Source organism: Cupriavidus oxalaticus, assembly GCF_016894385.1.
In the GTDB taxonomy this organism is placed as follows: Bacteria; Pseudomonadota; Gammaproteobacteria; order Burkholderiales; family Burkholderiaceae; genus Cupriavidus; species Cupriavidus oxalaticus.
Window position 1 is genome coordinate 582,555 of the sequence record NZ_CP069812.1, and the last position, 12,408, is coordinate 594,962.

Genomic DNA, 12,408 nt, shown 5'->3' on the forward strand with positions numbered 1-12,408 from the left:
CCCGCGGCGGCCGGCCGTTTTATCGCCTGACGCGCCGCCGCGTGCCACCCGAGCCTGCTTCCCGATGAAGTTGCGACGTATCGACACCCTGTTCGGCCGCATTGCCTTGCTGATCGCGGCCGTGCTCGTGATCAGCCATTTCTCGTGGCTGGCCATCCTGCGCATGGACCGGCGCCAGCAGCAGGTCGACTATTCCGTGGAGCAGATGCTGTTCCAGCTCGACAGCATCGAGCGCGCGCTCGATGCGCGCCCGCCGGCGAAGCTGCCCAGCCTGGTGGAGACCGCCGACACCGCCAGCGCCGATGAGCACGCCACCGTGCCCAAGGGCGGGCGTTCGCGCCGCCTGGTCGAGCAGTTCATCGCGCGGCTGCCGCAGGGCACCGAGGTGCGCCTGGAAGACGAGACCACGCCGCGCATCTGGATCAAGCTGCCGAGCCGCGCGGACTGGATCGCGATGCCGATCCTGTGGGTCCACAACCCGCCGCCAGACAACCGCCTGGTGCCGGGCGTGATGCTGGTGGTGGGCGTGGCCATCGTGTTCGCGCTGCTGATCGCGTGGCAGCTGCAGCGGCCGGTGCGCGACATGGCCAACGCGGCCGAGTTGCTGTCGCGGCAGCGCGAAGTGCCGCGCCTGCGCGAACGCGGGCCGCATGAGCTGCGCCAGCTGATCGAGCGCTTCAATCGCATGGTGGCCGACCTGGCACGCATCGACCAGGAGCGCAACACCATGCTGGCCGGCATCGCCCACGACCTGAAGACGCCGCTGGCGCGGCTGCGGCTGCGCGCCGAAATGCTGGCCGATCCCAAGGCCGCCGCGGGGGTGACGCGGGACGTGGATTCGATGCAGGCCATCGTCGAGCAGTTCCTGAGCTTCGCGCAGACCAGCGAATCCACGGCCCGCCCCGTGCCGGTGGACCGGCGCGTCAACGAACTGGCGGCGTCGCTGGCCGAGCAGGAGCGCCAGGTGGTGCTGTCGCTGGGTGCGGGCGAGGGCTTCCGCATGATCGCGACGCAGCTGGACCGGATCATCGGCAACCTGGTCGACAACGCCTATGCCTATGGCAAGCCGCCGGTATGCATCGCGACCACGCGCACGCCGGACGGCTACCTGCTGGTGGTCGAAGACCATGGCGAAGGCATCCCCGAAGCGGACAAGGAGCGCGTCACGCTGCCGTTCGTGCGGCTGGACCCCGCACGCGGCGGCAATGCGCATTCCGGGCTGGGGCTGGCGATCGTGGATCGGCTGGTGCGGCAGGCCGGGGGCAAGCTCAACCTGGTCAATGCGCACGGCGGGGGTTTCCGTGTGGAGATGCTGTTTGGCGGGGCGACGGCGGCATGAGTCGGAAGCGTGATGCTGCGGCTGCGGCTGCGGCTGAACGCGTCGCTGCGCTCGCTTAGCGTTTTCGCTGGAAACCCCCCTGGCCTTTGCTTCCCGCTGGTTTGCTCCCCTCTCCCGCGCGCGGGAGAGGGGCCGGGGGTGAGGGCCGGAGCCTCGACGAAGTCACGCCGTAACCCGCTCGCCAATCCCGCAGGTTGCCGATGCACCAAACTCACTCAATCGCTCGCGGTGAAGCCCGAGGCCTCGACCGCGGGCTTCCATCGGGCCCGCTGTGCCAGGATGGTCTTGCGCAGCTCCGCCGCGGGCTGGCCGTTCATCTCCATCCCCAATGTCGCCATCTTGTCCCGCACGTCGGGCGCATTGACCGCTTCCAGCAGCGCTTTCTCTAGCCGGGCGGCCGTGGCGGGCGGGGTGCCGGGCGGCGCGAATGCCGCATACCATCCCGAGGCGGCCTCGAAGCCAGGCGCGCCGGCTTCGGCCAGCGTCGGCACATCGGGCAGCAGCGCCGAGCGGCGGGTTCCGGTCACGCCGAGGAAGCGGATCTTGCCGGCGCGGTACAGCTCCATCTGCCCCGCGATGGCATCGATGCCGATCGGCAGCGTGCCGCCGATTTCGTCGGTCAGCATCATGACCACGCCGCGGTACGCGGTGGGCACCAACGGCACGCCGATGGCCTTGCTGAGGTTCATCACGCCGAAATGGATGCTGCCGCCGAGCGTGACCAGCCCGACCCCGCCTTTTGACGGATCGCGCTTCACCCATGCCAGGTACTCCGGCATCGTGCGGTACGGCTGGCTGACGCTGGCCGATGCCACCAGCGGCACGTCGGCCAGGTAGGCGACCGGCAGCAGGTCCTTGTCCGGGTCATAGGGCAGGCGCTTGTAGGTCAGCGGAAAGATGGTGAAGGGTGGCGCCGGTGAAATCAGCAGCGTCTTGCCGTCGGCAGGCGCGCGGCGGACGTTGTCCAGCGCCAGCCGCGCCGACGCCCCCGGACGGTTTTCCACCACCACCGGCGTGTCGAGGGAAGTGCGCAGCTTCTCCGCCAGCGTGCGGGCGAAGATGTCGAGGGCGCCGCCGGCCGCGAACCCGACCACGATGCGCAGCGGGGTATCGCCCGGGGCCGCCTGCGCGGTGGCCGGCAGCGAAGCGATGCCAAGGGCAAGGGAAATGCCGACTGCGAGGCTGCGCAGGGCGAATCGGACTGGCATGGTGTCTCCTGTAGGAAGCGGGATACTTCGGTGATCAGGCGGCGTGCATCGAGGTGTGCTCGTCCAGCGGGTAGATCGGGCGGCGCAGGTTGCGGAAAGGGAACTGGCTGTAGTCGGAGCTGCATACCCCCGGTCCGGCCACCAGCACGATCTCTTTCGCGATCGGCTCGAAGCCGGCCCGGAAATGCTGGCGCGACTTGATCAGGACATATTTGCGGCGCGACAGGTCGATGCCGGCGTGCGTGAACACGCCCGTATCGAACGGCTCCTGCGGTTGCTCGCAGACCACCACCAGCGTGCCGCCGACGTCGAGCACCGCCGTGCGCCCGAGGCTGAGCTGCATGCCGGTGAACATCGGTCCCGTCACCTGGTAGCTGCCGTCCGTCACGCAGCGGACGCGGCCGGTCAACCGTAGAGGCTTGCCTTTCAGGCCAAGCGCCGGCGTGTCGGTCTTGCCGCCCACGTCCACCGTCACGGTATTGCCGACACCGGCCGCGACCAGGATGGCGACAGCGGCCGGATCCCAGTATGGGCCCGCGACAACATCCTCCAGCCCCTGGCGCAGCACTTCGCCAAGCACGGTCATTTCATCGGTCGGTCCGCCCGCGCCACAGTTGTCGCCGTGGTCGACCAGGATCACCGGGCCGGCCTGCGCAGCGCGCGCCCGCGCGATGGACACCTCCATCGGCTCGAGCGGAAAGACGAAGTCGGCGCGTCGTGCCCATGCCGCGGCGCAGAGTTCGTCGAGCAGCCGCGCGCCCGCGCTGGTGCGATCGGCCTGGTTGCCATCCGCCACCACCAGCACCGTCAGCCCGGTATGCGGGATGTCCGCCAGCGGGAAGCCGCCGAACACGGAGACGTTCAGTACCTCGCCGTCGCGCTCGGCGGCGATGGCCCGGTCCATGATGTCCTTCATCGGCTGCTCGCGCGGCGTCTGGCGCAGCATGTGGGTGAGCATGGGCAAGGTCCGCCACAGCATCACGGGACGGGCTTCGCCCCGCAGCGCGGCCATCAGCGTCCGCGCCGCGCGCGCGCCGGTTTCGTACACGTCCACGTGCGGGTAGGTGCGGTAGCCGGCGATGACGGTGGCGTTGTCCACCAGTGCCGCGCTGAAATTGGCGTGGAAATCGAGCGAGACGGCAATCGGGATCCCGGGCGCGGCGGCGCGGATCCGGGCCAGCAGTTCGCCTTCCGCGTCGGCAAGGCCCTCGGCCACCATCGCGCCGTGCAGGTCGAGCATGACGGCGTCGCAGCCTGCCCGCACGGCCTCGATGATCGTGGCCGACATCGATTCGAAGGCCTCGCGCGTGACCACGCCGCTGGGTACGGCATTGGCCATCAGCGGCATCACGAACTCGTCGCCCTGGGCCCGCACCAGGTCCATGAATGCCGCCGCCGCGCTGTTGGTGCCCTGGCACGCGCGGGCTGCGTCGTCGCCGTAGAGCGGGGCGCCGGTGCTGCTGCCGCGGCTGAAGGCCGACAGCGGCGTGGGAATCGGCGAGAAGGTATTGGTCTCGTGCCGCATCAGGGCGATGACGAAGCGCATTAGGTTGCTCCCGGTGAAGTGGGTCTGACGCAAGGTCAGGTTCGATGCCAGTGTCGACGTCAGTTGGATTCGAGGTTGACCGTGCGCGCGATTGCGCCATAGCGCACGGTTTCCGCATGGATCAGGCGCCGGCTCTCGGCGGGCGTGGTCAGGACCGGCTCGTAGGCGAGCGCCTGCAGCCGCTCCAGGAAATCCGTTTCCTGCACGCTGGCGCGGACTTCCCGGTACAGCCGTTCGACGATGGCATCCGGAGTGCCGGCCTTGGCGACCAGTGCCAGGTTGGCGCGCACGAGCAGGGCGTCCTTGTTGTCGGGCACCTGCCGCTCCAGCCTGGGGAACTGTGCGACCGTCTCGGTCTGCAGCACGGCAAGCGGCTTGACCTTGCCGTCGCTCACATAACTGACGGACGAGCCGATGACATCCACGTGCGCATCGGTCTGGCCACCGATCAGGTCCGACATCGCCGGCGGCGATCCACGGTACGGCACGATGGTGAAGTCCAGGCCGTTGCGGCGTTTCCAGTCCGCCAGGCCGAGGTGTGCCGCGCCGGCGACCGCATTGATGCTGATCGAGACCTTGCCCGGATGCTTGACGATGTAGTCCTTCAGCCCGGCCAGCGTCATCGGCTTGCGGTCCGCGCGCGCCACGATCCAGTGCGGCACGGTGTTCACGATGGTGACGGGCGTGAGATCCCGGTCGGGGTGGTAGCGCAGTCCCTTGACCGTATGCGGGTTGATGTTCAGCGTGCCGTCGCTGGCCAGCAGCAGGGTATGGCCGTCTGCCTTTTCCTTCAGTACCGACATGACGCCGGGCACGGTGGCCCCGCCTGCAATGTTCTCGACCACGACCGGCTGGCCGAGCCGCTGCTCGAGCTTGCGGGCAAGGGTGCGTCCCACGATGTCGTAAGAGCCGCCGGCGGGGAACGGCACCACCAGCCGCAGTGGCCGGTCCGGCCAGGCTGCGGCGCCAGCCGCGTTCATGGCGAGCATGGTGGCGCCCGCAATCACGCCACGGATGATCGTGGCAAGCGAAATCGCTTTGTTCATCGGTTCTCCTCCTGAGGTCTGTTGCCTCGTGTCTGCGCGATGGGATGGGCCGACTATAAGGGATCGATGTCTCTACCAAAAGCGAATAAAAGTCGTGTTATGTTGAGAAAATGGTTAACTCATGAAATGCGGCGAATCCCGCCTTTCCTCTTCATCTGCTCATGCCGAACGATCCGCTTTCGCTTTCCGTTGCCGATGCGCGCGACGCCGCACACGCCCTGCTGGGCCGGCTGAAGCTGCGCCACCTGCGCCTGGTCCTGGCGCTCAGCGAAGCGCACACCGCCGCGGCGGTGGCCGAGCGCCTCCACGTGAGCCCCGCCGCGGTGTCCAAGGCACTGGGGGAGATCGAGGACATCGTCGGCACGCCGTTGTATGTCAGGGGCCGCCGCGGCCTGGTGCTGACCGAGCCGGGGCGCGAGATGGCGGCACATGCCATGGTGCTGCTGGCACAGTTCGAGCGGCTGGCGGAGTCGCTCCACGCGGTGCGTGCTGGAAGCCAGGGCGAGGTACGCATCGCCTTCCGCACGATCTCCGTGCAGCCGCTGCTGGCGCAGGCCATGACCGATTTCCATCGCGACAATCCGCGCGTGGAAATCAGCGTGGTCGAGGGCGGCATCGGCGAAATGACCGAGCAGCTGGTCGACGGCTCGCTCGACCTGCTGTTTGCCTACGACGATCCCCGCTTGTCGCGGCGGGCCCTGCGCACGGCACCGGTGGTGCCGGCGCAGAAGGTGGTGGTCGTGGCCAGCCGCGACCATCCGCTGCTGTCGCGCCGAAAGCTCACGGCCCAGGCGTTGTCCTCCGAGCGGTGGTGCATACCCGCGGCCGGCTCGCGCATGCTGCATCTGCTTTACACGGCCTTCCACGGCTTTGGCGTGGCGCCGCCAACATCCGGCATCCGCACCAGCGACGTGGCCGCTACCGCGAGCCTGATGCAGACCGGCCACTACCTCGGCGTATTCCCCGAGCGGATTGCCGCCCAGCTTTGCGAGGCCAAGGTGGCGCGGATCCTCCGCTTCGATCTGTGCAGCCACGTGGAGCCGGTAGTCGCGGTCTGGAATGGCGAAGTCACGCCGCGGCCAGCGGCGCAGCGTTTCCGCGAGCTGGTCGTCGACCGCGCCAACCTGGGCACGTGGCGGCACGAGGACGTGCCCCTGCTGGGTGCGCGCGCCGTGGCCGCGGCAAGCATCGTGGACCGGTAAGCGAACCGCTCAACGAACCGCTCAACGAACCTCTCAACGGATCGCTCGACCGGTCAGCACGCAGCCGGCAACAATCGCGCAGCGGGCCAAAAGCCGTCTCAGGATTTCCTCCATTGACAAAGCGGCAAGCGGCCGCACAGCCACGCGCCTGCTCGCCGGCGGCGCAGGGCGGCGCCGGCTGGCCCAAGCGAATCTCCCCAACTGGACCTATCGAGCCCAGCGCCGCCGCGCCTATAAGACCAGGGGGCCGCAACGATCCACGCGCCCCGACCGTCCCGCAGTCAGTGACATCCCACCGCCGCCTTGCCTGCCCGCGGCGCCTTTAGGTCCTTTAGGTCGTGCCATCTCTGGTGGTGCCGGTGCTGTCCGCCGGCACCCCGGACATGAAGGGAGAGCCGATGTTGACGTGTTTCAAGCAGATGGTGCGCGCCGGCGCGCACTGCGGTACCGCCGCCTTGCTGATGTCCGCCGCCGTCCAGGTGCAAGGCCAGGAAGCCACCCGCGGCGGCAATCTCAATGTCCTGTCGATCACCGCCATCAATTCGCTCAACCCGGCGATCCAGTCGGGCGTGGCCACGGGCGTGCCGGCGGCACAGTTGTTCGCCAGCCTGCTGCAGGCCGATGCGAAATGGCAGTTCCACCCCTACCTGGCCGATAGCTGGAGCGTGTCCGCGGACGGACTGCGCTATACCTTCAAGCTCAACAAGGACGCGAAGTTCCATGACGGCAAGCCCGTCACCTCGGCCGACGTCGCGTTCTCCGCCGAGACCGTCAAGGCCAACCATCCCTTCGGCCCGGCCATGCTGGCCGCGCTGGACAAGGTGGAGACGCCGGACGCCCATACCGTGGTGTTCCAGCTGAAGCAGCCCAATCCGGCGCTGCTGCTGGCCTCTTCCACGCCGGCGCTGATGCCCATCCTGCCCAGGCATGTCTACGGCGACGGGCCGATCCGGCAGAACCCGAAGAACAATGCGCCGGTCGGGTCGGGGCCGTTCCGCTTTGTCGAGTACAAGCCGGGGGAATACCTCACGCTGGCGCGCTTCGACGGCTACTTCCGCAAGGGCAAGCCGTACCTGGACAAGATCACCTACAACATCGTGCCGGACCGCGCGGCCGCGGCGCTCGCCATGCAGCGCGGCGACATCCACTACGTTGCGTTCGCGCCGTTCCGCATCGCGGACGTGGACCGGCTGGCGGCGGATCCCAAGCTGACCGTCACCCGCAGCGGCTACGAGGGCGTGGGCTCGCTCAACTGGCTGGCGTTCAACATGCGCGAAGGCCCGCTCGCGAACGTCAAGGTGCGGCAGGCCATCTCGTACGCCATCGACCGCGACTTCATCTCGCAGAAGCTGCAGCGCGGCCGCTCGCAGCCGGCGTGGGGGCCGGTGCATCCGGCCAGCCCCTTCTACAGCAAGACGCTGGAGCCGTACAAGCTGGACCTGGCGCGCGCCAACAAGCTGCTGGACGAGGCCGGCTACCCGCGCAAGGCGGACGGCACGCGCTTCGCGCTGCGCCTGGATTTCCTGCCGGGCGCGCCGGATACCTCGCAACTGGTGGCGGAGTACCTGCGCCCGCAGCTGGCCAAGGTCGGCATCCAGGCCCAGCTGCGCCCCTCGCCGGACTTTCCTACCTGGTCGCAGCGCATCGCCAACTGGGATTTCGACATGACCACGGACTCGGTCTTCAACTGGGGCGACCCGGTGATCGGCGTGGCGCGCACCTACCTGTCGGGCAACATCAAGAAGGGCGTGATCTGGTCCAACACGCAGGGCTACGCCAACGCCGAGGTGGACAAGCTCCTTGCCGAAGCCGCCGCCGAGACCGACGCCGCCAGGCGCGCCGCGCTCTACGAGCGCTTCCAGAAGATCGTCAACAGCGAGGTGCCGGTGGCCTGGCTCAACACCGCGCCGGTCAGCACGGTGGCCAGCAAGAAGCTGCGGGGCGTGCCCAACAGCATCTGGGGCGCGTTCGCGCCGTTCGACGAGGTGTACTGGGCCCGGTGAGCCCCGCCATGCCGCGGGGAAGGGGGCATCCGCATCGGCGGCAGGCCGCCTTCCCCCCGGCAGACCGACCATCGCAGATCGTCAACCAAGGGGAGCCGTTCCGCATGCATACCCTGTTCTACCTGTCGCGCCGCGTCGGCGCCGGCGCCCTGATGGTGCTGGCCGTGGTGGTGCTCAATTTCCTGCTGCTGTCGGCCGCGCCCGGCGATGTCGCGGACGTGATCGCGGCGCAGTCCGGCGGGGCCACCGCCGAACAGCTGGCCGCGCTGCGTGCGCAGCTGGGCCTGGATGCCGGGCTGCCGCAGCGGCTGATGGCCTACGTCGGCAACGTGCTGGCGGGACGCCTGGGCGATTCGCTGTTCTTCCACCAGCCGGTGACCACGCTGATCTTCGAACGCGTGCCCAACACACTGATGCTGGTGCTGCCGGCGCTGCTGCTGGCAGTGGTGGCCGGCACCCTGCTGGGCGCGGTGTCGGCACATCGCCCGCGCGGCGCCGTCAGCGGGCTGGTGACCTTCCTGTCGCTGGCCGGCTTCGCCGCGCCGGTGTTCTGGAGCGGCATGATGCTGCTGATCGCCTTTGCCTACTGGCTTCCCGTCTTTCCGGCCTCGGGCATGTACACCATGGGGCAGCGCGCCGAAGGCTGGGCGCTGGCGCTGGATGTGCTGCACCACCTGGTGCTGCCGGTGGTGTCGCTGGCGCTGATCTACCTCGCGCAGTACAGCCGCCAGGCGCGCGCCACCATGCTCGACGTGCTGGGCGCCGACTATATCCGCACCGCGCGCGCCAAGGGTATGAGCGAGCGCGTGGTGGTCTACCGGCACGCGCTGAAGAACACGCTGCTGCCCATCGTCACCCTGGCCGGGTTGCAGTTCTCGCATGCGCTGGCAGGCGCGGTGCTGGTCGAGACAGTGTTCAACTGGCCCGGGCTGGGCCGGCTCGCGTCGGACGCGGTGCTCAACCGCGACTATCCGCTGATGCTCGGCATCCTGCTCATGTCCAGCCTGCTGGTGGTGGTGGCCAACATCCTCACCGACTACCTCTACAGCCTGCTGGATCCCCGCATTCGCACCGGAGACTGACATGAATACCGGATGGAAGCTGTTCCTGCACAACCGCGGCGCGGTGCTTGGCGCCCTGGTGCTGCTTGTTATCGCGCTGACCGGACTGGTCGGCCCGAGCCTCTACCCCGTCGATCCGCAGGACGTGGTGGCCGCGCCGCTGTCGCCGCCATCGGCCGATGCGCCGCTGGGTGCCGATTACCTTGGGCGCGATGTGCTGGCGGGCCTGGTCCATGGCGCCGGTGTCACGCTGGCCATCGGCCTGGCGGCGACCGCGGCGACGCTGGCGATCGGCGTGCTGGTCGGCGCGCTGGCCGGCTATTACCGTGGCTGGATCGACAACGTGCTGATGCGCCTGACCGAGTTCTTCCAGGTGCTGCCGCCCATCCTGCTGGCCATGGTGCTGGTGGCGGTGTTCGGCGCCAAGATCGGCACGGTGATCCTGGTGATCGGCCTGGTCAGCTGGCCGCCGCTGGCCCGGCTTACCCGCGCGGAATTCCTCAAGCTGCGGGAGCGCGAGTTCGTGCGTGCCGAGCGCGCCATCGGCACCGGGAGCGGCAACATCATTTTCCGCGTGATCCTGCCCAATGCCTCGCCGCCGCTAATCGTGGCGCTGGCGCTCAATGTCGGCGTGGCCATCCTGTTCGAATCCGGCCTGGCCTTCATCGGGCTGTCCGACCCGGACATCACCAGCTGGGGCTACATGATCGGCAGTTCGCGCGACCAGATCTTCGAAGCCTGGTGGTCGGTGATGTTCCCGGGCATGGCGATCTTCTTCACCGTGCTGGCCATCTGCCTGGTAGGAGACGGCCTCAACGATGCCCTCAACCCGAAACTGCGCCAGCGATAAAGGAGGCCGCATGCCGCTGCTAGAAGTCGAAGGGCTGTGCGTGGACTTCCGCACTGCCAGGGGCCCGGTACGGGTGCTGGACGAGGTGGGCTTCCACCTGGAGGCTGGCGAGGTGCTGGGCATCGTGGGGGAGTCGGGCTGCGGCAAGAGCATGACCAGCCTGTCGCTGCTGCAACTGGTGCCGGCGCCGGGCCGCATCAGCGGCGGCGCCATCCGCTACGGCGGGCAGGATCTGCTGGCGCTCGGCCCCGCGCGCATGCGCGACGTGCGCGGCCGCGACATCGCCATGATCTTCCAGGAACCCATGACCGCGCTCAACCCGGTCTTCACCGTGGGCCAGCAGATCGTCGAAACCATTGTGCGCCATCGGGGCATGGGCCCGCGCGCTGCCCGCGCCGAAGCGGTGGCGCTGCTGGACGCGGTCAGGATCCCGGAGCCGGCCCGCCGCGTGGACCAGTATGCGCACGAGCTGTCGGGCGGCATGCGCCAGCGCGCCATGATCGCCATGGCACTGGCCGGCCAGCCCAAGGTGCTGATCGCCGACGAGCCGACCACCGCGCTCGACGTGACCGTGCAGGCGCAGATCTTCGACCTGCTGCGCGACCTGCGGCGCCAGCTCGGCACGGCGATCATCCTGATCACGCACAACATGGGCGCCATCGCCGAGCTGGCCGACCGCGTCATGGTGATGTACGCCGGACGCAAGATCGAGGAAGGGCCGGTCGATACGGTGCTGGCCCATCCCTCCCATCCCTACACGCGCGGCCTGCTGGATTGCGTGCTGCATGTGGATGCCGCCAGAGCCGTGCATGACAACGCGCCAGCGCCGCTGCCGGAAATCCCGGGCGTGGTGCCGGCGCTGGACCAGCTCGGTGCCGGCTGCGCCTTCGCGCCGCGCTGTACGCGGGCGGCAAGCCGCTGCGGGAGCCTCCCGCCGCTGTTCGACAACGGTGGCCACCTGGCCGCCTGCTGGCTGCGCGAATCCGCCAATGCGGCGCCGGCCGCCATGATCGGAGAGGGTTGAACCATGTCGATGCCCATGTCACCACCATCCAGCCACGACGTCCTGCTCGACGTGCGCGACCTGCGCGTGCACTACAGCCTGCGCCGCCCGCACCCCTTTGCCGCCGCGCCCAAGGTATATGCCCTGGATGGCATCAGCTTCCAGGTCCGGCGCGGCAGCGCCTTCGGCATCGTCGGCGAATCGGGCTGCGGCAAGTCCACCACCGCGCTGGCCCTGATGCAGCTGATCCAGGCCACCGGCGGCCATGCCTCGCTCGATGGCATCGATTTGCTGCATGCGCGCGGCAATGCGCAGGCGCGGATGCGCCGCCAGGTCCAGATGATCTTCCAGGATCCGTATTCCTCGCTCGATCCGCGCCAGCGGGTGGAAGCCATCATTGCCAAGCCGATGCGCCAGCTGACGGGCATGGATGCGGCACAGATCGCTGCCAGGGTCGATGAACTGATGGGGCTGGTGGGCCTGCGGCCGGACCAGAAGCATCTGTTCCCGCACCAGTTCTCGGGCGGGCAGCGGCAGCGCATCGGCATTGCGCGCGCCCTGGCCGTGGATCCCGCGCTGGTGGTCTGCGACGAGCCGGTTTCGGCGCTGGACGTGGCGATCCAGGCCCAGGTCATCAACCTGCTGGCGCGCATCCAGCGCGAGCGCAGGCTGACCTACGTGTTCATCTCGCATGACCTGGCGGTGGTGCAGCACCTGTGCGACGAGGTGGCGGTGATGTACCTGGGCCGCATCGTCGAGCGCGGCAGCCGGGCGCGCCTGTTTGGCGCGCCGCTGCATCCCTATACGCATGCCCTGATGTCCGCCGAGCCTGCGCGGCATCCCGCGGAGCGCGCCAGCCGCTCGCGCATCCGGCTGGAGGGCGATCCGCCCAGCCCGCTGAATCCGCCCGCCGGCTGCCATTTCCATACGCGTTGCCCCGTTGCCGAGGCCCGCTGCCGGACCGAAGCGCCCGCGCTGCGCCAGTTCGGCGCCGACCATGCGGTGGCCTGCCATCGCGTGGAACTGGTGCAAGGCCTGCCACGCTCGCCCATGGGCGGCAGCGCCGCAGGCCGGCTGGCGCTGGTCGCGGCGTGAATGCACACGGCCTTGGTGGCGTCCTTCCCGCCATCGCCATCCCAACCACGATCCC

At 68.8% G+C, this 12,408-nt stretch carries 10 protein-coding genes; 7 read left to right on the forward strand and 3 right to left on the reverse strand.

The window, feature by feature from the left end:
• Positions 1–64 precede the first annotated feature (64 nt).
• Positions 65–1,339 carry an ATP-binding protein gene (locus JTE92_RS15025; RefSeq protein WP_063236879.1) on the forward strand — a complete coding sequence of 425 codons (1,275 nt, stop codon included), beginning with the start codon at positions 65–67 and terminating at the stop codon, positions 1,337–1,339.
• A gap of 215 nt (positions 1,340–1,554) precedes the next feature.
• Here the strand turns inward: JTE92_RS15025 and JTE92_RS15030 are convergent, their stop codons facing one another.
• From JTE92_RS15030 to JTE92_RS15040, 3 genes are read right to left on the reverse strand one after another with little or no spacing between them, the layout of a single operon-like run.
• Positions 1,555–2,547 carry a tripartite tricarboxylate transporter substrate-binding protein gene (locus JTE92_RS15030; RefSeq protein ID WP_063236880.1) on the reverse strand — a complete coding sequence of 331 codons (993 nt, stop codon included), beginning with the start codon at positions 2,545–2,547 and terminating at the stop codon, positions 1,555–1,557.
• 34 nt (positions 2,548–2,581) lie between these two features.
• A complete protein-coding gene (locus tag JTE92_RS15035; protein WP_063236881.1) occupies positions 2,582–4,093 on the reverse strand; it encodes a M81 family metallopeptidase in 1,512 nt (503 codons plus the stop codon).
• Positions 4,094–4,152: 59 nt separating this feature from the next.
• Complete coding sequence (locus JTE92_RS15040; protein ID WP_063236882.1) at positions 4,153–5,139, reverse strand: Bug family tripartite tricarboxylate transporter substrate binding protein; 987 nt, start codon at positions 5,137–5,139, stop codon at positions 4,153–4,155.
• A 161-nt stretch (positions 5,140–5,300) separates the two neighbouring features.
• Here JTE92_RS15040 and JTE92_RS15045 point away from each other — a divergent pair, with 161 nt between their 5' ends.
• From JTE92_RS15045 to JTE92_RS15070, 6 genes are all read left to right on the forward strand, one after another.
• Positions 5,301–6,341 (forward strand): LysR family transcriptional regulator, encoded by a 1,041-nt coding sequence (locus tag JTE92_RS15045; RefSeq protein WP_063236883.1) that lies wholly within the window; start codon positions 5,301–5,303, stop codon positions 6,339–6,341.
• A gap of 338 nt (positions 6,342–6,679) precedes the next feature.
• Positions 6,680–8,344 (forward strand): ABC transporter substrate-binding protein, encoded by a 1,665-nt coding sequence (locus JTE92_RS15050; RefSeq protein WP_198065735.1) that lies wholly within the window; start codon positions 6,680–6,682, stop codon positions 8,342–8,344.
• A 104-nt stretch (positions 8,345–8,448) separates the two neighbouring features.
• Positions 8,449–9,426, forward strand: a complete 978-nt coding sequence (locus JTE92_RS15055) for an ABC transporter permease (RefSeq protein WP_063236884.1) — start codon at positions 8,449–8,451, stop codon at positions 9,424–9,426.
• Position 9,427: 1 nt separating this feature from the next.
• Positions 9,428–10,255 carry an ABC transporter permease gene (locus JTE92_RS15060; RefSeq protein ID WP_063236885.1) on the forward strand — a complete coding sequence of 276 codons (828 nt, stop codon included), beginning with the start codon at positions 9,428–9,430 and terminating at the stop codon, positions 10,253–10,255.
• Between the two features lie 10 nt (positions 10,256–10,265).
• Positions 10,266–11,279 carry an ABC transporter ATP-binding protein gene (locus JTE92_RS15065; RefSeq protein WP_063236886.1) on the forward strand — a complete coding sequence of 338 codons (1,014 nt, stop codon included), beginning with the start codon at positions 10,266–10,268 and terminating at the stop codon, positions 11,277–11,279.
• Positions 11,280–11,282: 3 nt separating this feature from the next.
• Entirely contained in the window at positions 11,283–12,353 is a 1,071-nt protein-coding gene (locus tag JTE92_RS15070; protein WP_232353221.1) for an ABC transporter ATP-binding protein, read from the forward strand.
• Positions 12,354–12,408 lie beyond the last annotated feature (55 nt).